Origin of the sequence: Thermodesulfobacterium sp. (genome assembly GCF_030445475.1) — a bacterium.
Lineage (GTDB): Bacteria > Desulfobacterota > Thermodesulfobacteria > Thermodesulfobacteriales > Thermodesulfobacteriaceae > Thermodesulfobacterium > Thermodesulfobacterium commune.
Map to the genome: position 1 here is coordinate 45,479 of NZ_JASUTP010000002.1, position 26,161 is coordinate 71,639.

Sequence of the window (26,161 nt, forward strand, 5' to 3'; positions counted from 1 at the left end):
ATGGGACTTTTTGGTGTCATGTATATAGGATATAGCGGGGTGTTAACCACTTCTATGGGGATGAACGTTTCTGCAGACAACATCTCTAACCTTAACACTACCGGGTTTAAAGGAGGGAGATATGAGTTTGCCAATGCCCTGGTAGAGGCTTATGGAGAAACTTTTAGGAAGGAAAAAGGGTTGGGAAGTAACGTAAAGGCTATAAGAACGCTTTTTAACCAAGGGGCTATCGTAACCACAGATTCTCCAACTGACCTTGCCATCTCTGGTAAGGGCTTCTTTGTGGTTTCAGACCAAAAAGGAAATATTTTTTATACTCGAGATGGACAGTTTTTTGTTAACCAGGTAGACGAACAACACTTGGCCTTACAAAACAGTATGGGACTTTACCTTTTGGGTTCAGATCCAGATGCAACTTCAGCCGATTTAACCAATCTTAAACCATATCTCATCCCTAAGGTTATGCCTCCTAAAAGCACATCTAACATAGACCTTCAACTTATCTTCGATAGCACCAAACCTGTTGAACCTATAGACGATCCCCTTTGGCAAAGTTATGATGCAACCTCTTCTGATATAATAGAAAACCAGAAGTTTGACTACGTCTTTGATCTTTATGGTTATGATGCCTTTGGGAACAAGACTAACTTTAAACTTTATGTAGACCGCACGGCAAATTCTAATGAATATGAGCTTTTGTTTGCCCTGGAAGATCCAGCCTTAGATGGAAGAGGTTCAGGGAAATATCAAGGGGCATTTCTGTATGGAAGGCTATCTTTTGGAGGTAACGAAGATATAGTGGGGGCTAATTTTTGGGAGATAACCAACCCTTCTTCCTTTGACCCCACAGTTGACCCACCGATGGATTTAACCACTCTTGGAAGACCACAGTTTCAGGTAAACATAGGAGGGGCTACCCACTCCATAACCTTAAATCTTGGTTTTAGAGTAGAACCAGACGGAAGTATAACGAGATTTGTTAACTCCAGTAAGCTTCAAGCTAATCCTTTTGCTCAGCTGTATTTTAACCAAGATGGCTATCCAATGGGAGTGTTTGACAAGATAGAGGTGATTACTGAAGAAGGTAAGGTGGTTGCCTGGTATACCAACAATAAGAACATAGAGGTTTCAAAGATTTTCTTGGCAGATTTTTCTGGTTATGAAGAAAATTTAATTAAGGTAGGAAACGGACTTTTTATGGCCAGAGAAGGTGCTCAGCCGTTTATCTTCTCTCCTGGGGTGTTTGAAAGAGGAAGACTTCTTTCTGGAGCCCTCGAAAACTCAAACGTAGATTTAGCTTCGGAGATGGTGAGTTTAATTACCTTGCAAAGGGCTTTTCAGAGCAATACCAGGGTGATAACCACCGCAGACCAGATGTTAGAAGATTTTTTAAGTAAACGATAAAAAATCCGATAAAAATATAAGGGGGTGTTAATATGGGTTTGACCGATGCCTTGTTTACAGGAACAAGTGGATTAAGAGCCCTTGGCCATGGGATGAGTGTAATCGGAGACAATGTTTCTAATTTAAATACCACAGCTTTTAAAGGTGCTAGGATCTCTTTTAGCGATGTTATGGCACAAAGTATCAATACTGGGGCTGGTTCAGGACAACTTGGAAGAGGAGCAAGTATTCAGGCACTTTATCCGCTTTTTACTCAAGGGTCTTTTGAATCAACAGCTAACCCAACTGATATGGCTATAGCCGGAGCAGGTTTTTTTATCGTAAAAGATCCTAAAGGCACAGGAAACACCTTTTATACCAGAGATGGGCAGTTTGTGATAGATAAAGAGGGATATTTAGTTAATGCAGGTGGGTTAAGGGTGCAAGGATGGAGGATAGATGAGGTAACCGGAGACATAACCGGTGCTATCACCGACATTCAAATAGACCGCTCTTCTCCTCCGGTTAAAACTTCCAAAATAGATGTTATCACAAACTTGGATGCAAGAGAGGAAACGAGAACCAAGCTTATTTTTTTAAGCGGAAATCTATACGACGACCCTTCAGACGGGAACTATACCTATTTCCCTCCTACAGGCTATTATGAAGTAGTAATAAGGGACGTAGACGGTAAAGACAATAAGATAGGAATAAGACTCGGGTATAATGCAGCAACCCAAAAATGGGCTTACGAAATTTATAATTTGGAAACCAATCAACCGATAGTTAGTGCGGTAGACAGCACCTCAACCAGAGTCTCCTTTGAGCTCCCTTCTACCAAAGAGGTGATAAGTTTTGACTGGAGCGGTGTTACCCATGTAAACGGTCCCAACGACATTAAGATGCCAGGAAGAACAGGAAGGATAGAACTGTCAGGTGATGTAGACCCAGATACCTGGGAATATATAGACTTTATTGCTCCTACTGATCCTCAGGTAATAGATGCTAACGGAACGCAAAGGAAGATACGTGTTTATATAAGGTATGATAGTACGGATAGCAGATGGGACTACAGGGTTTTTGAAAATCCTGCCGCAACTCCAGCAACTAACCCTGATGACCCTACTCAAGAGACAGGGACCCTCCTTGTAAAAGGTGATAAATCTGATGAAACGAACATTTTCTTTTTTCTTGATGGAACCACTCAAAGGATCAACTTAGACTGGTCTAATTTAGGGTATGGTGGTGGTACACCAACTGCCACAGTGTTTACTTTACAGGAAACTGACACCCTTCTTTCATACTGGGATGCAAGACAGGATGTTCCTATACCTTCTACTGCCTATTCTTACAGAACAACCCTTACAGTTTATGATTCTCTTGGAACCCCACATGAGATTACGGTTTACTATAACCCTACCACCAAAGATAACGTTTACGAATTTTTGGTGGCTTGTAACCCTAATGAAGATATGAGAGATTTTACCAAAGATACTCTTCCTATGCAGTGGCAATACGAAGAAGGAACGATTACTCAAAAACTTCAAATACTTTCAGGTAATGTACAGGCTAAGAGTTTAAAAGGGGTCTTGATGTATGGTAGGCTTGAATTTGATAACCAAGGAAATGTAAAAAAGTTTTATGAAACTTACAGAGTGGATGCAAACACTGGGGCTTTAGTTCAGGTAGTAGATACCTCTGGTAATCCTGTTCCAGACCCGGTGGATAAATTTTCAGCCCTTGGTCCACATGGTTACCCCCTTATGATAGCCGACTTTTTGGGCATAGATTTTCCATATGATATTTACCCACCAAACTCGCAAGATCAAGGTCTTGTAAGAAATGACCTTCAGCAAATAGAATTAAACTTTGGATACTTTTTTAAAGACTCCTGGAGGTCTGAATCTGTAAGAACTACGCAATACGCAACCTCTAATGCCACCATTTTTTACGACCAAGACGGTTTTGGCCCAGGAGCTCTTGAAAGTATAACTGTAGACAACCAAGGTATTATCACCGGCAATTATTCTAACGGAAGGGTTATTCCTCTCTGGATGGTTTCTTTGGCAAACTTTAACGCTCCTGAAAGGCTCCAAAAAGTAGGGGGTAATCTCTTTAAAGAAACCACCCACTCAGGGCCTCCTGTGACAGGTAAACCAGGTAGCAATGGCCTTGGAACGATAGCTCCTAACTCGATAGAACAGTCTAACGTAGACCTGGGAGAACAGTTTGTAAAAATGATTATCTTTCAGAGAGGCTTCCAGGCTGATTCCCGTATCATCACCGTCTCAGATACTATGCTTGAAGAACTGATAAACCTTAAGAGATAATTTTTTGGTTCTCCCTGGGAAGGCTAACTAACCCTTCCCAGGGTATCTTTCTTTTTCCCTAATCTAACCCTTACATCTCCTAAATAAGATTGTTATCTATTGGTTAGATGAAGGCTCAAAGATTATAAAAAAATAATTTAAAAAACCTGTAAAGATGTCTTGACTTTTAGAGAAAATATATTATAATAATTCTTAAATAAAAAAAATAATAAGGAGGTTAGGTATGAAAAGTCTAAAGGGCACCCAGACAGAAAAGAACATTTTGACTGCCTTTGCTGGAGAGTCCCAGGCGCGTAACCGTTATACCTTTTACAGCTCTATAGCTAAAAAAGAGGGATTTGAACAGATTTCCTTTATCTTTGAGGAGACTGCTAACCAGGAAAAGGAGCATGCAAAAAGGCTTTATAAGTTTTTAGAAGGAGGAGAGGTAGAGATTACCGCTAAGTTTCCTGCAGGAAAATTGGGAAACACCCTTGAAAACCTGCTTCATGCAGCAAGTGGAGAAAACTATGAATATAAAGTAATGTATCCTACCTTTGCTAAGATCGCAAGAGAAGAGGGTTTTGAGGAAATCGCCAGAGTGTTTGAAGCCATAGCTATAGCTGAGCAGTTTCATGAAAAAAGATACCTTGCTTTAGCCAACAACCTGAAGGAAGGAACGGTTTTCAAGAAAAAGATAGAAGTCATCTGGAGATGCAGAAACTGCGGTTATATTCACAGAGGACTTGAAGCACCTGAAAAGTGTCCTTCTTGCGACCACCCAAGAGCCTACTTTGAATTAGTCTGTGAAAACTGGTAAAAATCTTTTAAATGGTTTAAAGGGGCGTTAACGCCCCTTTAAACAGATTACTTTTTAAACTCTATTCTTAACCCAAAGGTTTGAGGCCAGGCCTTTACCCCTTTTATTTCCTCGTATTCTTCGTCAAGAAGGTTTTTTCCCCATAAACTAAGGCCAACCCCGGTTTTAAACTGTTTTTTCAATTCCAGGTTTAAAAGGTATATCTCATTAGCTCGATAGGGTTTTCTCAGGTTGGCGCTAACGATCAAATCTATATCCCAGGGAAGTTTTGCATAAACCCCACCTACTAAGTTATGTCTTAGATAAGAACCCTGGTATCTGGCTGAACTTAGGTTTTTGGCTACCTGGTTTAAGTAGGTATAGCTTAGAAACGGTTTAATCCTGTTAAATGCTATGTTTAAGTCCATGGTAGCTCCCAAGGTTTTTAGTTCCTCTATGTTTTGAGCTTGAGTTATAGCTCCTACCTTTATCCAGTCTATGATGTCTTTCCCTGTTCTATAAAAAAGCGTTCCTGAAAGAGCAACGTGTGAGGTCTTATAATCAAAACCTATTTCTGAGTTATAGGCCTTTTCGTTAGAAAGACCAGGGTTACCCTTGGTATAAGGCGAATCATAGTATAGTTCTGTAAAGCTTGGAGCTCTATAGGAAAAACTAAAAGAGGCCCTGGTTTTTAGCTTAGGGTTGATCAGATAGGCAAGCCCTAAGTAGTAAGAAAAGAGGTCTTCATTCTTAGCCAGGCTGTCATATCGAACCCCAAGGCTTGGGAAAAATTTATCACTTATCTTCGGATATATCCAAAAATAAGCCCCTAACCCTTGTCTAACATGGTCTCCCAGCCTTGAGCTATCAAGGGTTTCATAAGAAGCCTCAACTCCAACCACATAGTCAGCAAGTCTTTTTTCTAACCTTAAAGGCAAGTTTGCCCTTAATACCTGAGATTTGTGCTGGTTTTTATAAAAGTCTGGATTATTGCGATCAAGAAGATAAGTATCATAATGGATTCTGTATAGCAGTGCAGGCTCAAAAAACCATGAATTTCCGTAAAAATTCTTTTTGGCTACAAAAAGATGGGTCCTTGTTTCTTCCCATTCTGTGTTGTATTTAGTGGTATAAAAATTTCTTGCCCCAAAGTCTTTTTCCTGAAAACCATAAAAAATTAGTTTACTTTGGTCTTTTACGTAGGTATTAAAGGTTCTTATGTCAAAATCTCGGTTCCAGATAAAACCGTTTGATTTCTGCTGAGAAAGATTAATTCCTAAAGGGGTGTTTCCTAATTCAAAACCTAAGCTACCTTTCATCTCCCATAGGTCATAGCTTCCGTATCCTCCTGATAAAAAAACTCCCTTTTCTGGCTTTTTGAGGTTAAAGTTGATGGCTCCACCAAAACCACCAGGGCCATAAAGGGCACTTGCTCCTCCTGCCAGCAACTCTACAGAAGAAAGCTCTTCTTGAGTGAAAGGAAGGTTCATAAGATGATGCCCTGTTTGAGGGTCAGAAAGTCTTATACCCTCAAAAACTACCAGATTTTGCTCAAACGTAGAACCTCTGATAGAAAGATCCTGCTGCACCCCAAACTCTCCTCTTTCTCTAAATTGCAAATTAGAAAACCTCTCAGGCCCGATCTTTAACTCCCAACCCTCTTTCAACACTTTTACCTCTTGAGAGACACGTTCAACCGTTTCAACACTTGCCGGGGCTGTAACCTTGACCTCCTCAAGAAAAACTGAGGTAATCTTTTCGCTGTTTTCAGCCTCTGCATTTGTGTTAAATAAAAACCACAAAACCCCTCCTAATCCTAAAATCCTGCCTATCCCCATCTTTGCCCCCATACCAAAGGAGATTTTGGTTTTTAGATAAAGGGTTTAAATTTCGTTAACCAAAAATTTAAAAAAGGTTAACATAAAAACATCAAAAGTCAACTTCTTAGGGTTGAATTTAAAAGGGGAAAGTAAAAAGATATGTTAGAAAAGGGTTAGAAGGTAACTTTTTTAAGGAAAATTTTGGGGTTAAATTAGACCCTAAACGTGAAAAAGTTTAAACAGGAGGAAGGGAATTTTTCCCTTCCTCCTGTTTTTATAAAAATAAAAGAGCTTTAACTTAAAGCTGCACGTCCTTTTTCTGTAAGCCTGTATTTTTCCCCTTCTGATGAGGTAATAAACCCAGCCTCTGTAAGTTCTCTTAGCGAACTTCTTACTTGAAAAAGGGGTCTTTTGGTTATTTCTGCTATTTCAGCAGGGGTAAGAGCCCCTTTTTCTTCTAACAACTTTAACAGCCCAAGAGCTCTTTCGCTAAGCCTTCCGTCAGGGCTTACACAACCTGTAGACATGTTTTTTTCCCTCTAACTCAGTTTTTTCTTGCAAAAATACCAGTCGATGTATTCATATCCCTGTTTAGCCCTGTTTACTGCCTCTTCATAGGAGGTTGGAGGAGGTACTATTACCTTTGTGTTCTCCTCAGTAAACTCCCAAACCTGAGGCTCAGGAACCCAGTTGGCAGGAGTGGCTACCCCATGCTTGTCAGCAGTTTGTAAGGCATCAATCAACCTTAAGATTTCTCTCATGTTTCTTCCTGCAGAAAGAGGATAGTAAATTATAGCCCTTATCTTACCGTTAGGGTCTATGATAAAAACAGCCCTTACGGTAGCGGTGGAACTTTCTCCTGGATGTAACATCCCATAAAGCTTTGCTACTCTACCATCAGCATCAGCTACTATAGGGAAGGGAATCTCTATTCCGGTTTTTTCTTTTAGGTTCATAGCCCAGGCGATGTGAGAGAACACGCTGTCTATGCTTAAACCTAAAAGCTGAACGTTTCTTTTGGCAAACTCTTCGTTCATCTGAGCAAAGGCTAAAAACTCGGTAGAACAAACTGGAGTAAAGTCTGCCGGATGGGAAAAGAACACCACCCACTGTCCTTTAAAGTCTTCTGGAAACTTGATAGGTCCCATCGTGGTCATAGCCTCAAAACTTGGAGCTTGGTCTCCAATCCTTGGCATACTGATTACTTCTTTTACCTCTTCCATAACCCACCTCCTGTAATTATTTTTAATTAAAACTAATTTTTAATAAGAATTATAATGCAGGATAAAATTTTGTCAAGGGGTAAAAATTCAAATACCCTAAAAATTTAAAATTTAAACATTCTAAAAAGACTTGACAAAATAAAAAATATGAGTAAATTGAGATTTAATTTCAATTGCAATTTTAAAAAGCAGGATGGTAAAAACAAACAGGAGGGTAGGTATGACAGTTGTGGTCGTAGGAGGGCACGATAGGTTAAAACCTCAGTTAGAAGAATATGCTAAAGAAAACCAGCTGAAACTCAGGTTTATTAACAGATGGTCTCCTCAAGCCTCTCATACCCTTTCATCAGCTGATTACATAATCATAATAACAGGATGTGTATCTCATGAGCTTGTTAAGCTTGCTAAAAGTTGCGGTAAGAAAAAATGTATCTTTTGCCGGTCCAAAGGTCTTTGTAGAATCAAAAAACTTATTACCCAGTTAAGGGTGCATGCCTAAATTTTTTTGTCTATTTATTGCAAATGAAATGCAGAATAAATTAAATAAGGGAGGTCAGACATGGTTGAGGGTTTAAAAGAAAAGGGATTAATCCCTTTAGCTCTTCTTAGAGAAGGAGAGCTTGGCAAAATCTATTCTCTTTCTTCAGACTTAAAGGTTGATTCTTGGTATACCTGTAGAGGTTGTGGTGGTGTTAAGTGTTGTCTAAGAGGTAAAAAAGATGTTGTTAACCAAAAGATTGGGTCTATGGGGCTTAAACCCGGGCAGGTAGTAGAGGTAAAACAAAACAAGCCAGGTAATCCTATTCTTCTTAGGGTAGAAGAAACTTTTATCGCGCTAAGCCGAAAACTGGCGATGAAAATAATGGTTCTTAAAACAAACCATAAATCATAGTTAAAAGGAGGGAGGCAGGGATGAGTATACGAAAATGTCAAAAATTTACCGTTTATCCCCTGTCTAACTTCCCATTAGGAGAATTGGCTGAGGTGATATGTATTTCTTCCTTTGACTTAAGCCTGAGGTTAAAAAGCATTGGCGTTCAGGAGGGAACTTTGGTAGAAATTATCCATCAGGACCCTTTTGGAGATAGGGTGGTAGTCAGGTTTAACGAAAGTAGAGTAGCTTTAGATAAAGCATTCCTAAAGTATATCTTGGTTAGACCGTTGAAAACCTCCTATGAGATGTTGAGAGATTTTGCAAGGGTTGACCAGTTGACAGGTCTTCTAACACGACAGTTTGCTGAAAATCTCTTAAGAAAAGAGTTAGCCAACCCACCGTATTGCTTGGTTTTAGCAGATGTGGATGATTTTAAAAGATTCAACGACACCTTTGGGCACCAAGCAGGAGATAGGGTTTTAAAAGATATCTCTCAAGTCATCAAAACCAACCTCAGGAAAACAGACCTGGCTGTTAGATGGGGTGGAGAGGAAATAGCCTTGTTATTAAAAAATACTACCCTTGAGTTAGGAAAGTTGATTGCCGAGCGTATAAGAAGGGCTGTGGCTAACCATGTTGTCTGGTGGCAGGGTCAACCTTTAAAAGTTACCGTAAGTCTTGGGATTTGTGGAGCTCCCCCGGTTAGACCCCTGGAACTACTTTTTGAAATGACTGATAAGGCCCTTTATCAAGCAAAAAGGTCTGGGAAGAACTCAGTTTCTGTTTGTGAGGAGTAGGGAAGATGTTGGCCAAACAGTGCCTTTATGACCCTGAAATCGTAGAATTATGTTGTCAGATAGAAAAATGTCAACCTCTGATGGTTACTGTTCATCAAATTTGTGAAGTCTTGACCAATCTCATGGAAAGTAAAGACCTGTATACCAAATACCACTCAGAAAAAGTAGCTGTGTTAAGCTACATGCTTGCTTTAGCCTTAGGGCTTCCTCCTAAACTGGCAGACCTTATTCATATAGCAGGACATCTCCATGATATCGGAAAGTTTGCTCTACCTGATGAAATCTTGAAAAAACCAGGTCCTTTAACACAGCAGGAGTGGAATATAGTCAAAAAACATCCAGTGATTGGGGCAGATTATCTCAAAGATATCAGGATTTTTCAAGGCAAAGGTGGGGTTATAGAGATGGTGCTTTATCATCATGAAAGATGGGATGGAAAGGGTTATCCTGCAGGTCTAAAAAAACGGGAAATACCTCTTGGAGCAAGGATAATAGCTGTAGCTGATGCTTTTTCTGCGATGACAGACAATCGCCCTTACAGAGAACCTTTAAGTTTCGAAGAAGCTTTGGAAGAACTCAAAAAAGGCTCAGGTTCTCAGTTTGACCCAGAAATAGTAGACATTTTTCTTAGCATGGAGGAAAGAATAAGGGGTTGGTTAGGTTTGATAACCAAATCTTAAAAGGAGGTGAAAACCGATGCCCAAACTTTCTAAGGTTAATTTAGGGAAGAGAGTTAAAGTAGTTTCTGTTGAAGGACCGCCATCGGTAAAACAACGCCTAAAGGAAATGGGTATAACCCCTGGGGTTGAGCTTCAAATAGTTAGGATTGCTCCTCTTGCTGACCCTGTAGATGTAGAAGTGCGAGGATATCATCTTTCTATCAGAAAAAAAGAGGCAGAGTTGATAGAGGTGGAGGTGATAGGATGAAAGAAATAAAGATAGCAGTGGTTGGTAATCCTAACACAGGTAAATCAAGTTTGATAAACGCCATTGCCAAGGCTAACCTTCAAGTTGGCAACTGGCCTGGGGTAACGGTAGAAAAAAAACAGGCAAAACTATCCTATAAAAATTATATTTTACACTTCATCGACTTGCCTGGTACTTACAGTTTAACCCCTTATACCGTAGACGAAACCATTACCAGAGATTTTCTCTTTCTTGAAGACTACGACGTTATTTTATGTGTGGTTGATACCACAAATCTTGAAAGAAACCTTTATTTTGTGGTACAACTGATAGAACTTGAAAAGCCTATGGTAATTGCTTTGAATATGTTTGATGAGGCAAAAAAACTTGGATATAAGGTAGACATAGAACTTTTACAAGAAATCCTTAAAGTAAAGGCAATCCCAACGGTAGCGGTGAAAGAACAGGGAGTTGAAGAAATTAAGGAGGCCTTGATCGAAGTCTTTGAAAGGGCAATCGTGCCAACTAAGCTTCCTTATGGAGAGGAGTTAGAGGATTTAATAAAAACGATTTTATACCGTATAAAAGCGGTAAAACCGGATTTAGAAAGGGTAAGCTTGGCTGTGGTTTTTAAGTTGTTAGAGGGAGAGGAGGATCTTTTAAAAAAGTTGGGTATTGAGCTTGATAGAAGAGAAATAGAAAACATCCTCAAACACATTAAGACAGTCCACGAGGTAGAGTTTAGTGATTACTTGCTTGATGTCAGGTATGGTTTAGCAACCGGGATTGCCAAAATGGTGCTTCAACGTCCAGAAATCAGACGGGAGACCTTTACAGAAAAGATAGACAAGATAGTTTTAAACAGGATCTTAGGTATACCTCTTTTTCTTCTGGTGATGTGGCTTTCTTTTAAGGTTGCGTTTGATGTAGCTAACCCTTACATAGATTTTTTGGACAAAGCTATAAATGAAGTTTTTAGAAAATGGATAGAGGCAGGGCTTTCCTCTGCAGGGATAACAGACTGGTTAATTTCCCTTATGGTGGATGGTATTTGGGTAGGAGTAGGGACTGTGTTGTCTTTTATTCCTATCATCGGGATGATCATGTTTATGATAACCTTTCTTGAAGCTACCGGTTATATGGCAAGGGCGGCTTTTCTTATGGATAGAATTATGAGATACTTTGGTCTTCAGGGAAAAGCTTTTATCCCTCTTCTTATGGGGTTTGGTTGTAATGTTTCGTCTGTATATGCTTGTAGAACTTTAGAACAGGAGCATGAGAGAAAACTTACGATGTTTATAGTTCCTTTTATGTCTTGTGGAGCAAGACTGCCAGTTTATGCTTTGTTTGTGGCAGCTTTTTTTGCAACCCACTCAGCAGAGGTGCTTCTTTTCCTCTATCTGTTGGGTATAGCTGTAGCTCTTAGCCTTGCTGTTATTCTTCACAAAACCTATTTTAAAGGGATTAGCGGACCTTTTATCATGGAGCTACCGCCTTATCGTATCCCTACTTTTAAAAATCTTGCCGTCCACACCTGGCTTAAGCTAAAACATTTTGTGATCAAAGCAGGGACTTTGGTTTTGGCCTTTAATGTTCTCATATGGATGGCACTAAACCTTCCCTGGAAGCCTGAAAAACCTGAAGACTCAATCTTAGGCAAAACAGGACATCTGATAGCCCCTATTTTTAAACCCTTAGGTTTTGGAGATTGGGCAAGTAGTGCCAGCCTTTTGGCAGGGTTTCCTGCAAAAGAGGTTATAGTTTCAACGATGGCACAAATTTATGGTGGAGATGTTGAAGATAATCCCCAAGAGGAACTTTCTTTTAAAGAAGACCTTAAAGAATTGATTTTGCTTTTTGCTGAAAAAACAAAAGAAGTAGGGGTTAATCTGATCTCTACTTTTAGGATCGTTACCCTCACGGCAGAGGTATCAGAAGAAGGTACAGGTATTTTATCTGAACTTCAAAATAGGTTTACCCCTGCTTCAGCTCTTTCTTTTATGGTTTTTGTACTCCTATATTTTCCATGCATGGTTTATGCAGCAACCGTGAGGATAGAAGCAGGATCCTTTAAGTTCGTTTGTCAGATAATTTTGGTTACCTTTATCGTTGCCTGGATAGTATCTTTTGTAGTTTATCATCTTGCAAGGTTAATTTTATAAAAATTATTTTTATAATAAAGGTGGCACAATTTTAAAGGTTATGTTAAAATTGTAAAAACATGTAGCTAAAACTAAATCAGGGGGGAGATTATGATAAGAAAGGTTTTTACGACCTTGTCCTTAGGTCTTTTGGTTTTTGGAGTTCCTGTTAAGGCTAAGGCTTATGAGGTAAACGAAAAACTCTCTATCGAGGCAAATTTGACAGGGGTTTACCAGTGGTTAGATAAGAGAAAGGGAGATTTTAAGGACGAGGAAAAAGGGTCTGTGGTTCTTGACGCAAGGGTTACGTTTAAACCTACAGAAAAGGATGAATTTTCTGTAAGAGGTAGTTTTGCCAAAGGAAATGGATTAAAAAAGGTTAGTCCTTTTAAACTCTCCCCTAATTCAGATGACCTCAGGGATGACCTTCACAACATCAACAACCGTTCAAGAGACCATTTGCAAGAACTTTGGTATGCAAGAACCTTTGATCTACCAGGCAACTCAACCCTTAAAACAACCTTGGGAATCATAGACGCAACCGCTTTCATCGACCAAAACCGGTTTGCAAACGATGAATTGACCCAGTTTATGAATGAGGCCTTTGTAAACAACCCGTTGACTAACCTTGTAAGTTATGACTACGGGGTAGCTGTAGAGTGGTCTAAAGGGCCTTTTAGTTTAGCCTTATTGGGGATGCAAAGTAAAACTGACGAGAATGAGGACCCGAGGTTTGACAAGAAAACTTATAATTATTATGCTGCTCAGGTAGGGTATAAATTAGAAACCTCTCTTGGAGAAGGAAACTATCGGGTTTTTGTCTTTACTACCAACAAGCGTTTCCCTGATTGGGATGGAGAAAAGAAAAAGGCCTTAAAAGGCTGGGGTATTTCTATAGACCAGGATATAATCAAAGATACCCTTGGGGTTTTTGCAAGAGCTGGTTTTCAGGATGATGACGCAGAAATAGACTACAAAAGCATGTATTCCTTAGGGTTGAACTATAAGTTTAAACCCTTTGGTGTAAAAAACGTTGAATTAGGGGTAGGTTACGCTTACCTTAAAGCCTCTTCCAAAAACGAAGAACTAAAACATACACAAGCTGTAGAAGCCTATCTTTCTGTTCCTATATACGAAAAAGAAAAACTCTTTGCCTCACATCTCACCTTTGACTGGCAATGGATGAAAGATAGGCTTAAGTACGAGGAAAACCCAGAAAATAAAGGTCATATCTTCGGGGTAAGGCTAAACTTAACTTTTTAAGCTTTGTAAGACAAATAGTACAAAGGGATAACCCCTCAAGGTTATCCCTCTTAACTTTTAAATATTAACCATATTTAAGTTGATGTTCAGTAAAAAAAAATTTCCCTCAGATAAAAACAGGTAGAAAATTTCGTATTAAAGGTCTTGAAATTTTTCTAAAATGAGTATTAATAAAAGTTAAGTTTTATATTATTTTGAGGAGGAGGTGGACTATGGGGTTGTGGAAATGTAGTAACTGCGGAGAAACAAAAGAATCAAGGTGTAAGCCTAAAAAATGCCCTAAATGTGGAGAGATGAACACGATGGTTAAAGAAGGGACAGAAGCTAATTCATCCTCTTCTTGTGAGCCTAAGAAAAGAGGATGTAAGAAAAAAGCTGGGTAATTCTATTTATCATGGTAGTTGCTACCTGGAATGTTAACTCTATAAAAGTTAGAAAAGAACAGGTTTTAGAATTTTTAAAGGAGGTCGGTCCAGACCTCCTTGCTCTACAAGAAACCAAATTAAAGACCGAAGATTTTCCTTTTCAACCCTATCAAGAAATAGGTTATCATGTAGTTCATTCTGGAGGGAAGGGGAGAAATGGAGTGGCTTTACTTTCAAAGGTGGCTCCAAAGATTATAAAACGGGGTTTCGAAAATACTTCAGAGCCTGAGAGTTTTCCTGATGCAGAAGAAAGGCTTATTGGGATAGAGGTTGAGGGCTTTGGTTTCGCTTCTCTTTGGGTTTTTTCGGTGTATATACCAAACGGAGGTCAACCTGAGTCAGATTACTATTACTACAAAATAAGTTTTTTATGGCAGCTCAAAGAGTTTTTTGAGAAAAACTTTTCTCCTGAGGCCCCTATCATCCTTATGGGAGACTTTAACGTAGCCCCAGAAGATAAGGATGTGTTTGCCCCAGGTTTGTTAGAAGGACATATCTGTTTTACTGAAAAGGAAAGAAGAGCTTTTTTTGACCTTCTTTCTTTTGGTTTTTATGATACTTTGCGAGAGAAGTATCCCGATGCCCGAGGGGTTTTTACCTGGTGGGATTATCAGTTTGGGGCTTTTAAGAAAAATCAGGGGATGCGTCTTGACCATATTCTTATCACTAGGCCTTTGTTAGAAAAGTTAGGAGACGTTTATGTAGAAAAAAGTTTTCGAACTAAACCTAAGCCGTCAGACCATGCCCCTTTAATAGCTAAATTTTTAGTCTAAAGAGTTTCCCAGTTAAGGCAAGAAGGACAAACCCAGGTTACCCCACTTCTGGTAAACATTCTCTGATTTTCTATAAAACAAGTTTGACAAATGGTAAGACCGCAGTGGGTACAGAGATAACAAAAGGACTGGGATTTTCCGCAAAAATCACAGACCCCAGCCCCAACCTTTTTCTTTAAGCTTTTTTCCTTTACTAAAGGGAGGTAACACTCCCTTTTTTGGTCTTCCATTAATGTTTTCCTACAGGAGAAAATTTTACTTTGAAAGAACCGTCAAGCCTTACAGTCTTTCTTTCGTTAAACTCTTGCTGTTTACCTTTATTCCAGTTCTGTACCGGTCTAAAATATCCAACCACTCTACTATAAACCTCACAAGGCACCACTTTTACCTTTTGAGTCTTTTCTTCTTTCATCCTACACCTCCTTGGGTTGGAGTTTTAACTTATAGCTGTATTAACAAAATTTTTAGCCAGACTAATCGGAAGCTCCATTTCTACCCCAAACCTGTTTAAGTCAGCTTCAGAATGAGGATAGGGGCAGAAGTCATGTCTCCCAGGTAGATAGCCATGTACAGGACAGACAGAAAAGGTAGGTGTGATGGAAAAATAGGGAAGCCTAAAGTTTTCTACCACGGTTTTTACCAGGTCCTTTACCACGTTGGTATCATGGATTTCTTCTCCGATAAAAAGATGAACGACCGTTCCACCAGTAAAAAGTATCTGTAGGTCATCTTGATGGGTAAGTATCTCAAAAATATCGTCTGTATAGTTAACAGGGAGATGGCAAGAATTAGTGTAGTAAGGAGCTTCTTCAGTACCTGCGGTTTTGATCCTGGGGAATTTTTTCTTGTCAATTTTTGCCAGTCTGTAGCTTGTTCCTTCTGCTGGAGTGGCCTCAAGGTTGTAAAGATTTCCTGTTTCCTCTTGAAAAAGACTTATCTTTTCTCTCATAAATCTTAAAACTTTTATCGCAAACTCTTTAGCCTCAGGATCATAGATGGGTTTCCCTAAGAAGTTTACGCACATCTCATTCAACCCTACAAGTCCTATAGTAGAAAAATGGTTAGCCCAGTAAGCACCTCTCGCCTCTTTTACCGAGCTTAGGTAAACTTTACAATATGGATAAAGTCCTTTTTCAGTAAAATCCTCGATCACTTTTCTTTTGATCTCAAGGGATACCTTAGCAAGTTCCATCAACCTTTCTAACCTTTCAAAAAGATCCTCTTCACAGGTAGCAAGATATCCAAGCCTTGGCATGTTGATGGTAACCACCCCTATACTTCCGGTCAAAGGGTTAGCCCCAAACAACCCTCCTCCTCTTTTCTTTAATTCTCTTTTATCGAGACGGAGCCTGCAACACATACTAAAAGCATCCTCTGGGTCCATGTCTGAGTTGACAAAGTTTGCAAAATAAGGTATCCCGTATTTTCTGGTCATCTCCCAAAGAGGTTCATACTCAGGATTATCCCAGTCAAAATCCCTAGTGATGTTATAAGTAGGAATAGGAAAGGTAAAAATCCTTCCCTTAGCATCTCCTGCCATCATTAACTCACAAAAAGCCCTGTTTATCATAGACATTTCTTTGTGAAACTCCTCATAGGTTTCTTCTTGAGGTTTTCCACCTATTATGACATTTGCCTTGGCATAAAGCTTTGAAGGCTTAAGATCAAAGGTAAGATTGGTAAAAGGTGTATTTCCAGTTATAAACACCTGCCCAGCTCTTCTTGCAATTACAGTTTCATTTTCGGTATGAACTGACCAGATGATACCACAGTAAGGAACCTTATCTATTTGTTGGATATAATCAGTTTTAGTCTGAGTAAAGGTTAGCTCATATCTTAATTTTTTATTATTTATTTCGGGTTTGCGTTCTCTTATGGAAACATTGTATCCTGCGAGAACTCCCACTGCCATAAGTCCATCAGTAAAATCTTTATTAGTAGTTATAATTCTTATCCTCCCTCCATCAATCCATCCATCACCCTTAGCATAAGTTTCAAGGAAAAGACGAGCCTGTCTTTTACTTAACTGATAAAGATAAAAAGGGAATATCTTTTTTGGATTTCCCATTACCGCATGAACAAACTTGCTTGACTCTGGAGAAAGTCTTATATGGATACATTTCCCCCAGGATTCCTGTTCTCTTTCCGTATATTCAAGGTTCAATTTTTCAAGTAAAGCCTTGATTTCTTCGTAATTTTCAGGATGTTTTTCCTTAGACTGATAAATACTAACTCTTTTAGATCCGTCTTTTTCTATTGAACCCTCTGAAAGAACCCAGGCACAAAGCTTTAATTCCTCATCTGAAATGGGATAATCTTCTTTTGAGTTTTCTCCTGTAACAGGTATTGGAATAGGAGATTTAAACCCAAGTATCTCCTCAATAGGCTGAAGGATAAATTTATCTGTATTAAATATTTGTCTTACAACTCTATGGCCAGGTGAGATAAGCTGATCCTGGTTGCGATTTTTTAAGTTATACATTATGCCTTCATACTTCCTTCTAAACACATAAGTAACCTTTGCAGGTTCTATAGTCCCCTTTTCAAGATTAAAAGTATAGATAAAATCTCCTTCATTAACTTCATTCCACCTCTTCCAACCATTTGGAGTTAAAATTTCTGTATCTTCAGAAAGGCATTGAAAACCTACTCTGGTTGGCACATTTACATTAAACAAAAACTCCTGCATACATTGTTTTACTTCAGGGTAGGTTAGTTTGTCATACCTTACAAAAGGAGCAAGGAGGGTATCAAAGTTAGAAAAGGCTTGAGCCCCAGCCCCTTCTCCTTGAAGGGTATAAAAGAAGTTTACTATCTGTCCAAGGGCAGACCTAAAATGCTTAGGAGGGGCACTTTCAACCTTACCACTCACCCCTCCAAATCCTCTTAAAAGAAGGTCATATAGGTCCCATCCCATGCAATAGGCTGAAAGACAGCCAAGGTCATGAATATGAAAATCTCCTTCTCTATGAGCTTCAGCTATTTCCTTAGGATAAAGCTTTTCTAACCAATAACGGGCAACGATAGAAGAACTTACATGAAAATTGAGCCCTTGAAGGCTAAAACTCATGTTAGAATTTTCCTTTACCCTCCAGTCTTCATTGCCTATATACTCCTCTATAAGGTTAATACCGTCAACTAAGGCTTGCCCGATTTCTCTTGCCTGACGCCTTTTTTCACGATAAAGAATATAAGCCTTAGCTACCTCAGGGAACCCTCTTTCCATCAAAGTTCTTTCTATGATGTCCTGGATGGTTTCCACATGAGGAATGTCTCCCTTTTTAAAATAATTTCTGTAAAGAAAGATAGACACAGCATCAGCTATTTTTTCAGCATCAGCTTTGGTTCCTATTTGGGTAGCCTTCATAGCCTTATGGATAGCGTTTATGATCCTAAAACGAGAAAAAGGAACAACTTTGCCGTTTCTTTTTCTGACTAACGGCTCCATCAAGACCTCCTGTTAGTTTAACTACAATATATTGTGTTTTTTCTTTGAAAATACCACAATATTTAGTTAATTTTAAATTTACAGCTTCTATCCTTTTTTGTCAAGTTTGTTTTTGTTAAAAAGATTTTAAGCTTTGAATTTTTTTAATGAGTTTTTTTGATACTATTTGGACTTCTCTTTTGTGGTATAATAATTTTGTATGGTTTTATATAGACCGTCAAGTCTTGAAGAATTTATAGGTCAAACAAGAATAAAAGAAGAGCTTAAGATATACATTCCTTCTGTAAAAAGCAGACAAGAAGTTTTTCCTCATACGTTTTTTATAGGTGCTCCAGGTCTTGGGAAAACAACCTTAGCAAGGATTATAGCTTTTGAGTTAAGAAGAGACCTTAAGATTACCTCAGGTCCTGTCCTCGATAAAACAGGCACCTTAGCCGCAGTCCTTACAAACCTTAAGGAAGGGGATATACTTTTTATAGATGAGATACATCGTATGCCTAAGGTATGTCAAGAGGTGCTTTATGCAGCCATGGAAGACTTTGCGTTAGACATCGTGATCGGTAAAGGTCAGGTGGCCAAAACCATCAGGTTAAGCCTTCCTAAGTTTACGCTGATTGCCGCAACCAATAAACCTAATCTTTGCTTGGCACCACTAAGAGACAGGTTTCAGCTTATTTTTAAACTTAATTTTTATACTGACGAAGAATTAAAAGAGATTATCATTAAAGTAGGTAAAGCTTACGGTCTTTACATAGACGAAAAGCCAGCCTTAAGTTTAGCCAAGGCTTCAAAGGGCATCCCCAGGCAGGCTATAAACTTATTAAGGAGGTTAAAAGATTTTGCCTGGTTAACTCGTAGCCAGTCAGAAGAACCTATAAAAGTAGACGAAGGCTTGGTAAAAGAGTTTTTAGAGCTTTTAGACATAGACGAATGGGGACTTACTCCTGAGGACAGAAAGTGCCTTTTAACATTATATAAAGAGTTTAAGGGTGGTCCGGTGGGTTTAGGGTCCCTTGCTTTATCTTCAGGTATAAGTGTTGAAGAGTTAGAAAGTATCTATGAACCAGCCCTCATCAGGTTAGGGATGCTTGCTCGCACAAGAAAAGGAAGGGTGCTTACCCAAAAAGGCTATCTTTATCTTAAAGAAAGGTTTGGTATAAATCCCTTGGAGGAAGGTTTATGTCTCTTTTCAAAATAAGCCCTTATGGTCTTAGGGAAAAAAAGGGAAAAGAGGTTATCGTGGCCTCAACTGCTTATGACTATACCTCTGCTCAGATTGCTGAGGCTGCAGGAGTAGATTTTATCCTTGTTGGTGATTCGGCGGCGATGGTGATGTTGGGGCACGAAGATACCTTTTCTATCGGAATGGAAGAGATGCTACTTTTTTGCAAGACAGTGAGTAGAGGTGCTCCTAATACGATAAGGATAGGTGATTTGCCGTTTTTAAGCTATCAGGTTTCAAAGGAACAGGCAGTTTATAATGCAGGGTTGATGATTAAGGAAGGACGGTGTCATGGAGTTAAGGTAGAGGGTGGAGAAGAGGTAGCTGAGGTGGTTGAAGCTATCGTCAGGGCAGGGATACCTGTGCTTGGGCATATAGGCCTTACCCCTCAAAGGGCGGCGGAGTTAGGTGGCCTTAAGGTTCAGGGTAAAACCATAGAAAGTGCCAGAAAGTTGATAAAGGATGCCCAGGTTTTAGAGGAGGCAGGAGTTTTTGCTATAGTTATAGAATGTGTGCCTGCAGAGCTTTCTAAGGTGATAACCGAAAAAGTAAACGTTCCTACCATAGGTATAGGTGCAGGTCCCTTTGTGGACGGACAAATCTTGGTTTTTCATGATATAGTAGGTCTTTTTAAAAGGTTCAGACCTAAGTTTGTTAAGGCTTATTTTGATGGATTTGGTGCTTTTAAAAAGGCTTTAGAGCAATATATAAAGGAATGTAAAGAAAAAGTGTTCCCTTCTGAAAATGAAAGTTTTTCCCTTTCTCAAGAGATTCTTAAAGAATTGTTAGAAGATTAAGGGGTTGTTTTTATAAAAAATTGGTGTAAAGTTTTCAAATTATAAAAATTTTATAAGGGAGTGTTGTCTTATGGCTAAGGTTAAGATGAAGACTAACCGTTCAGCTGCCAAAAGGTTTAAGGTTACTGCTAATGGTAAGATTATGCATAAAAAAGCCGGCAAAAGTCACCTTCTTAGGAAAAAGAGCAGAAAAACCAAAAGGCACCTTAAAAAATACAAAGAGATTTTTGCTGGGTTTTATGATCACGTGGCTAAGATTATCCCATATAAATTTTAGTTTGAATCTTTAAATTACAGGAGGTAAAAGTTTATGCCAAGGGCTAAAGGTGGTTTTAAGACCAGAAGAAGGCATAAAAAACTTTTAAAATTAGCCAAAGGCTACTGGGGACAGAGGAAAAACGTCTACAGAAGAGCTAAGGAAACCGTAGAAAGGGCTTTGGTTTATGCTTATAGGGATAGACGCCAAAAGAAAAGAGATTTTAGAAGACTTTGGCAGATAAGAATTAATGCTGCTGTAAGACCTTATGGTTTGAATTACAGCAAGTTTATGGGAGGTCTTAAGAAGGCAGGGGTTGACCTTAACAGAAAAGTGCTTGCCTATCTTGCGGTAACTGAGCCTGAAACCTTTGCGAAGCTGGTTGAAGTGGCTAAAGCTCAGTGGCAATGATGGTAATCGAGGAACTGGAACAACTTAAACAAGAAGCTTTAAAAAATGTTGAAACCCTTTCTACTCTTGAAGAACTTAACGCTTTTCGTCTAAAATATTTAGGAAAAAAAGGGGTCCTTACCAGCTATCTTAAAAAGCTTAAGGACCTCCCTTTGGAAGAAAAAAAACAAGTTGGAACCATCTTAAACGAACTCAAAGATCTCTTAGAAGAAATTTTAGTCAAAAAAGAGCAGGAAATTCTTTTTAAACAGGAAGATATTCTTCCAGGCTTAGACCTTACGCTTCCTGGAAGAAGGCCTGTAGTAGGGGGTCTTCATCCATTAACCCAGGTTATTAAGGAAATCTGTGAGGTTTTTGGGCGTTTAGGCTTTGATATGGTTCAGGGCCCTGAGGTAGAGACAGAATATTATAACTTTACCGCTTTGAACATCCCAGAATGGCATCCAGCAAGGGATATGCAAGCAACCTTTTATCTTAAAAACGGAAGTATCCTCAGAACCCACACCTCCCCTATTCAAATAAGGACTATGCTTGAGAGAAAGCCTCCTTTAAGGATCATCGCTCCTGGTAAAGTCTATAGATGCGATGACGATGTAAGACATTCCCCGATGTTTCATCAAATAGAAGGCTTGATGGTGGACAAAGAGGTGAGTTTCTCTGACCTTAAAGGAGTCCTTACTTATTTTGCTAAAGAGGTTTTTGGAGAAAAGACCAAGGTTAGGTTTAGACCAAGCTATTTTCCTTTTACTGAACCAAGTGTTGAGATGGACATCAGTTGTGTGATTTGTAATGGAAAGGGATGTAGGGTTTGTAGTGGTACGGGTTGGTTAGAAATTTTAGGGGCTGGGATGGTGCATCCTGAGGTGTTTAAGTCGGTTAATTATGACGTTTCTATATGGCAAGGTTTTGCCTTTGGGCTTGGTATCGAAAGGATAGCGATGATAAAATATGAAATAGATGACATCAGGCTGTTTTTTGATAACCATCTATATTTCCTTGAAAGTTTTAAGTAAAGACCTTTAAATCTTTAGCCTAAGACAGGAGAGACCTTATGAAAATCCCCGTCAGTTGGCTTTCAGAGTTCATAGACCTTCAAAAGTCTCCAGAAGAGATTGCTGAAATCTTTACGATGGGTGGTATCGAGGTTGAAGCAGTAGAAGATCCATACCAACGTTTGGGAGAGATAATCTCGGTAAAAATCATAGAAGTTTTAACTCCAGAAGACCTTAAAGAAGTAGCTCTTTGTAAAGTTACCGACGGGAAAGAGGTCTTTACAGTCTTTACCACGGCTAAAGATCAGGTAAAACCAGGACTTATTTTAGCCTTAGCCAAACCTGGGAGTAATACTTTTTCCGGAGATAAGGTAGAAGTAAAGAGGGTAAAAAAGTATCAATCTGAGGGGATGTTTCTCTCTCCTTATGAAGCTGGGACAGGCCCTGAAAAGGAGGTCTTACTGGTTTTACCAGAGGGTTCTCCGTTAGGAAGGTCTGTTTATGAAATTTTAGGAATAAATGAGGCTGTGTTAGAACTTGCGGTAACTCCTAACAGAGGAGATGTACTTTCTGTCTTGGGTGCAGCAAGAGAACTTCATTTGTTAACTTCCTGGGAGTTAAAACCTCTTCTTTTTGAGGATTACTTAAAAGAAGGTAAATATTTTAAAGGTGAGATCAAGATTTTAGAGCCTGAAGGTTGTTTTAGGTATATAGGGAGAACCTTTGAAAACGTTCAAATAGGGGAAAGTCCTTTTTATATTCAAAAGAGACTATGGGAATGTGGTTTAAGACCGATCAACAACGTGGTAGATATCACCAATTATGTTCTTTTAGAATTAGGACAGCCTTTACATGCATTTGATTGGGACAAGATAAATGGGCATGCGATAATCGTTCGTAGAGCCTATCCTCAGGAAAAATTAATGATGCTTGACGGGATAGAGAGAACTCTTACAGAAGAAGATTTGGTGATAGCCGATGCAGAAAAAGCCCTTGTGCTTGCGGGTATCATGGGAGGAGAGGAGTCAGGGGTTTCTGAAGAAACAAAAAATCTTTTTTTAGAGGCTGCCTGGTTTAATCCTAAATGGATAAGGATGAGTTCTCAAAGACACAAGGTTTCAACTGAAAGCTCCTACAGGTTTGAAAGAAACATAGATCCTGAGGGTATACCTTTAGCGGTGTTAAGGGCTACTCAGATGATCTTAGAGACAGCCAAGGCCGAGCGTTTTTCTGAGATGGTAGACCTTTATCCTAAGCCTTATGTATATCCTCAAATCGTGTTATCACAAAAAAAGGTAACCAAATATTTAGGGTTTTCTCTTCCTGTAGAGGAAATAAAAGGTATTCTTTCGAAGGTGGGTGAGGTAAGGTCTATAGGAGATAGTTTTGAAGTAAAACCTTTTTCCTACAGACAGGACTTAAAGATACCAGAGGACTTGATCGAAGAGATCGCCAGAGTATATGGATACGAAAAAATACCTACTACTTTTCCTAAAGCAGACCTTTGGGCTAAAGGGAAAAGCCCATTTTTAAGGTTAGAAGAAAAGGTAAAGGAGCTTTTTAGAGCCTTTGGATTTTTTGAGGTAATTACCTATAGTTTTATAGACCCAAAGGATTTAGACAGACTTCATCTCGATCCAGAAGACCTTAGGTCTAAACCTTTAGAGATAGCTAATCCTCTTGCCTCTAACCAGTCTGTGATGAGAACTACTTTAATCCCTGGGCTTCTCAGGACTGCTTGTTTTAACTTTTTTAGAGAGGTTAATTCTCTTGCTATCTTTGAAACAGGAAAGGTCTTTATACCTAATCAAGAACTCCTCCCAGATGAGCCTTTATACCTGGGATTTTTATTGATGGGACAAAAGAATACCGAGAACTGGCATGGTCAACCAGAAAAATTTGATATTTATGACCTTAAAGGTGTTTTGGAGGAGTTTTTTGAGATCCTAACCCTTGAAGTAGCGTTTAAGCCATATTCTGAAGAGCCTTTTTTAAAACGCGGTCTTTCTTTTGACCTTTATCTTGGAGAAGAAAAAATCGGTTTTGCAGGAGAAGTAAAAACCTTTATATTAAAGAGTTTTGACCTTAAGACCAACGTATTGGTGGGGGAGATAAACTTAGAAAAGATTTTGAAAATTTTCCCTTCTTTAGGTAGCATTAAAAAGCTTAAAAAGCCTCCTAAGTTTCCTTCTACCACCAGGGATGTAACCTGTGTAGTTGATAGAAATTTTGAGGTGGGAGAGATATTAGCTTTTATTAAAAATTTATCTATTCCTTACTTAGAGAAGGTCAGCTGTGTGAAGGTTTATGAAGGCCCACCTATTCCAGAAGGTCAAAAAAGCGTAAGTTTGAGGTTTTGGTATAGAGCTGAAGATAGAACCTTAACCGATGAAGAGGTCAATCACATTCAAGATGAGGTAGCTAAAAAGATTTTTGATAAATTTAACGCTAAACCACGATGAAAAAGACGATAACCAAAAAAGAAGTAATAAAGGTTTTGGCTGAAAAGACTGGTCTTTCTAAGAGGACCTTAGGTAGGATTGTGGAAGAAATCTTAGAAGAAATAAAACTTGGGTTAGAAAGAGGGGAAGAGGTTCAGATAGTAAGGTTTGGAAGTTTTATTCCTTATAAAACCAAGGAGAAAATAGGGAGGAACTTAAAAACTGGGGAGGTCGTCAAGATACCTTCGTTTAAAAAGGTAAGGTTTAAGATAGCTCCTCAGTTTAAAGCTGAACTTCAAGATGAAACCTAAAAAGCCTTTAGAAACCCTTTATGTTCCTCTTTCTGAGGTTGCTCAACTTTTAAATATAAAACCTCATGTGCTTTATTACTGGGAAAAAAAGATCCCCCAGCTTAAACCTTATCGAATTTCTAACAGAAAGTTTTACAAAAAAGACCAACTTGAACTTCTTTTTAAGGTAAAAAAACTGATAGAAGAAGGGTATACCTTAGAAGGGGTTAAAAAGTTTTTGAACCTTTATAAACTTGAACAACCAGCCCTTTTCAGTCCAAAAGAGGTCCTTACAAAAGAAAAAGCCCTGAGAAAGCTTATCAGGGAAGTAATCAAAGAACTTAAAGAAATCTACAAGTCTTTATAAAAATTACAATCCTTAAGTTTCCTATTTTCGGCTGGTTTTGCTAAATAAATCTAAACTTTGAGAGATTTTAAATAGATAAAAAATTTTTTTTAAATTTTTTGAAAAGGTATTGACTTTTATTTTAAAATGAATTATTTTTAATTTAAAATTTTTATAAAAAGGAGGGGGTTATGGCGGAAAAACTTGGACTTTATAAATGTCAGGTCTGTGGAAACATAGTGTTGGTGATGCATGGAGGAAAAGGTCAGTTGGTTTGTTGTGGAAAACCTATGGAGTTACAAACTCCTAATACAGTGGATGCGGCCGTTGAGAAGCATGTTCCTGTGATAGAAAAAGAAGGAGATGTCTATAAGGTAAAGGTAGGAAGTGTGCCTCATCCCATGACAGAGGAACATTACATAGAGTGGATTGAGTTGCATGCTGATGAAGATAAGGTTTACATTAAGTTCTTGAAGCCTGGGGAGGCTCCTGAGGCGGTGTTTGAGGTAAAAGCAGCCAAGGTAGTGGCTAAGGAGTGGTGTAACCTTCATGGATATTGGCAAGGCGCATAAATTTTAAAGGCAGGGGTGAAGTTATGGCTGACAAACCTAAAAAATATAAATGTAGCAGGTGTGGTTACATCTACGACCCTGAACAAGGAGATACAAAAGGAAATATACCTCCAGGGACACCTTTTGAGAAACTACCAGACAACTGGAAGTGCCCAAGATGTGGAGCTCCTAAAAATATGTTTCTACCTTTACCCGATTAATTAGTAAAATAAACAGGAATACGTTTTATGGAAAAGAAGCACAAGAAAGGAAAAAAATATAGGTGTAAATGTTGTGGTTACCTTTATGACCCGGAGAAAGGGGATCCTTCAAGGTTTGTTTCTCCTCCAGGAACTTGTTTTGAGGACCTACCTGAAAGCTGGACTTGCCCTCATTGTGGGGCTAACAAGACTACCTTTAAGGAAGAGGAAAGAGGTTTTTAAGTTGTTACTTAAACCATAAAAATTAAACCAGGAGGTTACCTATGAAAAAGTACAAGTGTAGTGTTTGTGGTTATGTTTATGACCCGGCCAACGGGGATCCTGACAATGGTATTCCTGCAGGCACTCCTTTTGAGAGTCTTCCTGATGATTGGACCTGTCCGATTTGTGGAGCAGCTAAAAGCGATTTCGTACCAGAAGATTAATTGATCAAAAGAAGGGAGGAAAATCCTCCCTTCTTTACCTTTAAAAAT

At 38.9% G+C, this 26,161-nt stretch carries 26 protein-coding genes and 2 pseudogenes; 24 read left to right on the forward strand and 4 right to left on the reverse strand.

The window, feature by feature from the left end; translation table 11 throughout:
• The 3 genes from PWP26_RS01650 to rbr all read left to right on the forward strand — a co-directional run bounded on the left by PWP26_RS01650 (window position 1) and on the right by rbr (window position 4,512).
• Entirely contained in the window at window positions 1-1,404 is a 1,404-nt protein-coding gene (locus tag PWP26_RS01650; protein WP_301398846.1) for a flagellar hook protein FlgE, read from the forward strand.
• Window positions 1,405-1,436: 32 nt separating this feature from the next.
• Window positions 1,437-3,713: a flagellar hook-basal body complex protein gene (locus PWP26_RS01655; protein WP_301398847.1), complete on the forward strand. Its 2,277-nt coding sequence runs from the start codon at window positions 1,437-1,439 to the stop codon at window positions 3,711-3,713.
• Between the two features lie 223 nt (window positions 3,714-3,936).
• Window positions 3,937-4,512: a rubrerythrin gene (gene rbr, locus PWP26_RS01660; protein ID WP_038060158.1), complete on the forward strand. Its 576-nt coding sequence runs from the start codon at window positions 3,937-3,939 to the stop codon at window positions 4,510-4,512.
• A 47-nt stretch (window positions 4,513-4,559) separates the two neighbouring features.
• Here the strand turns inward: rbr and PWP26_RS01665 are convergent, their stop codons facing one another.
• The 3 genes from PWP26_RS01665 to PWP26_RS01675 all read right to left on the reverse strand — a co-directional run bounded on the left by PWP26_RS01665 (window position 4,560) and on the right by PWP26_RS01675 (window position 7,534).
• On the reverse strand, window positions 4,560-6,329 hold the full coding sequence (locus PWP26_RS01665) for a TonB-dependent siderophore receptor (protein ID WP_038060159.1): 1,770 nt from the start codon (window positions 6,327-6,329) through the stop codon (window positions 4,560-4,562).
• Window positions 6,330-6,604: 275 nt separating this feature from the next.
• The gene (locus tag PWP26_RS01670; protein ID WP_038060161.1) at window positions 6,605-6,838 is read right to left on the reverse strand and encodes a helix-turn-helix domain-containing protein; all 234 of its coding nucleotides are present in this window, start codon (window positions 6,836-6,838) and stop codon (window positions 6,605-6,607) included.
• Window positions 6,839-6,850: 12 nt separating this feature from the next.
• A complete protein-coding gene (locus PWP26_RS01675) occupies window positions 6,851-7,534 on the reverse strand; it encodes a peroxiredoxin (protein WP_038060162.1) in 684 nt (227 codons plus the stop codon).
• 220 nt (window positions 7,535-7,754) lie between these two features.
• Here PWP26_RS01675 and PWP26_RS01680 point away from each other — a divergent pair, with 220 nt between their 5' ends.
• The 9 genes and pseudogenes from PWP26_RS01680 (at window position 7,755) to xth (ending at window position 14,713) form a co-directional block, all read left to right on the forward strand.
• A complete protein-coding gene (locus PWP26_RS01680; RefSeq protein ID WP_301398848.1) occupies window positions 7,755-8,033 on the forward strand; it encodes a DUF2325 domain-containing protein in 279 nt (92 codons plus the stop codon).
• Between the two features lie 60 nt (window positions 8,034-8,093).
• The gene (locus tag PWP26_RS01685) at window positions 8,094-8,426 is read left to right on the forward strand and encodes a FeoA family protein (RefSeq protein ID WP_038060163.1); all 333 of its coding nucleotides are present in this window, start codon (window positions 8,094-8,096) and stop codon (window positions 8,424-8,426) included.
• A 20-nt stretch (window positions 8,427-8,446) separates the two neighbouring features.
• Window positions 8,447-9,205 carry a GGDEF domain-containing protein gene (locus tag PWP26_RS01690; RefSeq protein ID WP_051754534.1) on the forward strand — a complete coding sequence of 253 codons (759 nt, stop codon included), beginning with the start codon at window positions 8,447-8,449 and terminating at the stop codon, window positions 9,203-9,205.
• A gap of 5 nt (window positions 9,206-9,210) precedes the next feature.
• Window positions 9,211-9,885 (forward strand): HD-GYP domain-containing protein, encoded by a 675-nt coding sequence (locus PWP26_RS01695; protein ID WP_038060164.1) that lies wholly within the window; start codon window positions 9,211-9,213, stop codon window positions 9,883-9,885.
• A gap of 16 nt (window positions 9,886-9,901) precedes the next feature.
• Window positions 9,902-10,132, forward strand: a complete 231-nt coding sequence (locus tag PWP26_RS01700; RefSeq protein WP_038060166.1) for a ferrous iron transport protein A — start codon at window positions 9,902-9,904, stop codon at window positions 10,130-10,132.
• Complete coding sequence (gene feoB, locus PWP26_RS01705) at window positions 10,129-12,273, forward strand: ferrous iron transport protein B (RefSeq protein WP_301398849.1); 2,145 nt, start codon at window positions 10,129-10,131, stop codon at window positions 12,271-12,273. Before PWP26_RS01700 ends, feoB begins: the two co-directional genes overlap by 4 nt.
• A gap of 90 nt (window positions 12,274-12,363) precedes the next feature.
• Window positions 12,364-13,515, forward strand: coding sequence for a carbohydrate porin (locus PWP26_RS01710; RefSeq protein WP_301398850.1), 1,152 nt, complete (start codon window positions 12,364-12,366; stop codon window positions 13,513-13,515).
• 212 nt (window positions 13,516-13,727) lie between these two features.
• A pseudogene (locus PWP26_RS08190) lies at window positions 13,728-13,817 on the forward strand (RCKP-type rubredoxin-like domain-containing protein); the annotation flags it as partial.
• 92 nt (window positions 13,818-13,909) lie between these two features.
• Complete coding sequence (gene xth, locus PWP26_RS01720) at window positions 13,910-14,713, forward strand: exodeoxyribonuclease III (protein WP_301398851.1); 804 nt, start codon at window positions 13,910-13,912, stop codon at window positions 14,711-14,713.
• 229 nt (window positions 14,714-14,942) lie between these two features.
• On the opposite strand, the pseudogene PWP26_RS01725 reads toward xth, so the two are convergent.
• Window positions 14,943-18,161, reverse strand: a pseudogene (locus PWP26_RS01725) (ribonucleoside triphosphate reductase).
• Window positions 18,162-18,360: 199 nt separating this feature from the next.
• Between PWP26_RS01725 and ruvB the strand changes: the two are divergent.
• The 12 genes from ruvB to rd all read left to right on the forward strand — a co-directional run bounded on the left by ruvB (window position 18,361) and on the right by rd (window position 26,113).
• Window positions 18,361-19,359: a Holliday junction branch migration DNA helicase RuvB gene (gene ruvB / locus PWP26_RS01730; RefSeq protein WP_051754533.1), complete on the forward strand. Its 999-nt coding sequence runs from the start codon at window positions 18,361-18,363 to the stop codon at window positions 19,357-19,359.
• Window positions 19,341-20,180 (forward strand): 3-methyl-2-oxobutanoate hydroxymethyltransferase, encoded by an 840-nt coding sequence (gene panB / locus PWP26_RS01735; protein ID WP_273010793.1) that lies wholly within the window; start codon window positions 19,341-19,343, stop codon window positions 20,178-20,180. Before ruvB ends, panB begins: the two co-directional genes overlap by 19 nt.
• Window positions 20,181-20,250: 70 nt before the next feature.
• Window positions 20,251-20,457, forward strand: a complete 207-nt coding sequence (gene rpmI / locus PWP26_RS01740) for a 50S ribosomal protein L35 (protein WP_022855457.1) — start codon at window positions 20,251-20,253, stop codon at window positions 20,455-20,457.
• A gap of 33 nt (window positions 20,458-20,490) precedes the next feature.
• Entirely contained in the window at window positions 20,491-20,847 is a 357-nt protein-coding gene (gene rplT, locus PWP26_RS01745; RefSeq protein ID WP_038060172.1) for a 50S ribosomal protein L20, read from the forward strand.
• Window positions 20,847-21,860, forward strand: coding sequence for a phenylalanine--tRNA ligase subunit alpha (gene pheS / locus PWP26_RS01750; RefSeq protein WP_028843067.1), 1,014 nt, complete (start codon window positions 20,847-20,849; stop codon window positions 21,858-21,860). The genes rplT and pheS overlap by 1 nt, the downstream gene beginning before the upstream one ends.
• A gap of 38 nt (window positions 21,861-21,898) precedes the next feature.
• On the forward strand, window positions 21,899-24,301 hold the full coding sequence (pheT, locus tag PWP26_RS01755) for a phenylalanine--tRNA ligase subunit beta (RefSeq protein ID WP_273010792.1): 2,403 nt from the start codon (window positions 21,899-21,901) through the stop codon (window positions 24,299-24,301).
• Window positions 24,298-24,591 carry an HU family DNA-binding protein gene (locus PWP26_RS01760; RefSeq protein ID WP_022855461.1) on the forward strand — a complete coding sequence of 98 codons (294 nt, stop codon included), beginning with the start codon at window positions 24,298-24,300 and terminating at the stop codon, window positions 24,589-24,591. The genes pheT and PWP26_RS01760 overlap by 4 nt, the downstream gene beginning before the upstream one ends.
• On the forward strand, window positions 24,581-24,937 hold the full coding sequence (locus tag PWP26_RS01765; RefSeq protein ID WP_051173040.1) for a MerR family transcriptional regulator: 357 nt from the start codon (window positions 24,581-24,583) through the stop codon (window positions 24,935-24,937). Before PWP26_RS01760 ends, PWP26_RS01765 begins: the two co-directional genes overlap by 11 nt.
• A 170-nt stretch (window positions 24,938-25,107) precedes the next feature.
• Entirely contained in the window at window positions 25,108-25,488 is a 381-nt protein-coding gene (locus PWP26_RS01770) for a desulfoferrodoxin (protein WP_038060174.1), read from the forward strand.
• A gap of 23 nt (window positions 25,489-25,511) precedes the next feature.
• Complete coding sequence (locus PWP26_RS01775; protein ID WP_081890666.1) at window positions 25,512-25,688, forward strand: rubredoxin; 177 nt, start codon at window positions 25,512-25,514, stop codon at window positions 25,686-25,688.
• A 27-nt stretch (window positions 25,689-25,715) separates the two neighbouring features.
• The gene (locus PWP26_RS01780) at window positions 25,716-25,910 is read left to right on the forward strand and encodes a rubredoxin (RefSeq protein WP_038060175.1); all 195 of its coding nucleotides are present in this window, start codon (window positions 25,716-25,718) and stop codon (window positions 25,908-25,910) included.
• Window positions 25,911-25,951: 41 nt separating this feature from the next.
• Window positions 25,952-26,113 (forward strand): rubredoxin, encoded by a 162-nt coding sequence (rd, locus tag PWP26_RS01785; RefSeq protein WP_081856490.1) that lies wholly within the window; start codon window positions 25,952-25,954, stop codon window positions 26,111-26,113.
• The last annotated feature ends 48 nt before the right edge of the window (window positions 26,114-26,161 follow it).

Coding starts and splice junctions, on each gene's coding strand:
- PWP26_RS01710 (WP_301398850.1), top strand. CDS start 12,364: ATGATAAGAAAGGTTTTTACGACCTTGTCCTTAGGTCTTTTGGTTTTT.
- PWP26_RS01690 (WP_051754534.1), top strand. CDS start 8,447: ATGAGTATACGAAAATGTCAAAAATTTACCGTTTATCCCCTGTCTAAC.
- pheS (WP_028843067.1), top strand. CDS start 20,847: ATGGTAATCGAGGAACTGGAACAACTTAAACAAGAAGCTTTAAAAAAT.
- PWP26_RS01655 (WP_301398847.1), top strand. CDS start 1,437: ATGGGTTTGACCGATGCCTTGTTTACAGGAACAAGTGGATTAAGAGCC.
- PWP26_RS01780 (WP_038060175.1), top strand. CDS start 25,716: ATGGAAAAGAAGCACAAGAAAGGAAAAAAATATAGGTGTAAATGTTGT.
- PWP26_RS01770 (WP_038060174.1), top strand. CDS start 25,108: ATGGCGGAAAAACTTGGACTTTATAAATGTCAGGTCTGTGGAAACATA.
- feoB (WP_301398849.1), top strand. CDS start 10,129: ATGAAAGAAATAAAGATAGCAGTGGTTGGTAATCCTAACACAGGTAAA.
- PWP26_RS01665 (WP_038060159.1), bottom strand. CDS start 6,329: ATGGGGATAGGCAGGATTTTAGGATTAGGAGGGGTTTTGTGGTTTTTA.
- PWP26_RS01775 (WP_081890666.1), top strand. CDS start 25,512: ATGGCTGACAAACCTAAAAAATATAAATGTAGCAGGTGTGGTTACATC.
- rplT (WP_038060172.1), top strand. CDS start 20,491: ATGCCAAGGGCTAAAGGTGGTTTTAAGACCAGAAGAAGGCATAAAAAA.
- xth (WP_301398851.1), top strand. CDS start 13,910: ATGGTAGTTGCTACCTGGAATGTTAACTCTATAAAAGTTAGAAAAGAA.
- PWP26_RS01760 (WP_022855461.1), top strand. CDS start 24,298: ATGAAAAAGACGATAACCAAAAAAGAAGTAATAAAGGTTTTGGCTGAA.
- rpmI (WP_022855457.1), top strand. CDS start 20,251: ATGGCTAAGGTTAAGATGAAGACTAACCGTTCAGCTGCCAAAAGGTTT.
- PWP26_RS01685 (WP_038060163.1), top strand. CDS start 8,094: ATGGTTGAGGGTTTAAAAGAAAAGGGATTAATCCCTTTAGCTCTTCTT.
- PWP26_RS01670 (WP_038060161.1), bottom strand. CDS start 6,838: ATGTCTACAGGTTGTGTAAGCCCTGACGGAAGGCTTAGCGAAAGAGCT.
- PWP26_RS01680 (WP_301398848.1), top strand. CDS start 7,755: ATGACAGTTGTGGTCGTAGGAGGGCACGATAGGTTAAAACCTCAGTTA.
- panB (WP_273010793.1), top strand. CDS start 19,341: ATGTCTCTTTTCAAAATAAGCCCTTATGGTCTTAGGGAAAAAAAGGGA.
- rbr (WP_038060158.1), top strand. CDS start 3,937: ATGAAAAGTCTAAAGGGCACCCAGACAGAAAAGAACATTTTGACTGCC.
- ruvB (WP_051754533.1), top strand. CDS start 18,361: ATGGTTTTATATAGACCGTCAAGTCTTGAAGAATTTATAGGTCAAACA.
- PWP26_RS01700 (WP_038060166.1), top strand. CDS start 9,902: ATGCCCAAACTTTCTAAGGTTAATTTAGGGAAGAGAGTTAAAGTAGTT.
- PWP26_RS01675 (WP_038060162.1), bottom strand. CDS start 7,534: ATGGAAGAGGTAAAAGAAGTAATCAGTATGCCAAGGATTGGAGACCAA.
- pheT (WP_273010792.1), top strand. CDS start 21,899: ATGAAAATCCCCGTCAGTTGGCTTTCAGAGTTCATAGACCTTCAAAAG.
- PWP26_RS01765 (WP_051173040.1), top strand. CDS start 24,581: ATGAAACCTAAAAAGCCTTTAGAAACCCTTTATGTTCCTCTTTCTGAG.
- PWP26_RS01695 (WP_038060164.1), top strand. CDS start 9,211: ATGTTGGCCAAACAGTGCCTTTATGACCCTGAAATCGTAGAATTATGT.
- PWP26_RS01650 (WP_301398846.1), top strand. CDS start 1: ATGGGACTTTTTGGTGTCATGTATATAGGATATAGCGGGGTGTTAACC.
- rd (WP_081856490.1), top strand. CDS start 25,952: ATGAAAAAGTACAAGTGTAGTGTTTGTGGTTATGTTTATGACCCGGCC.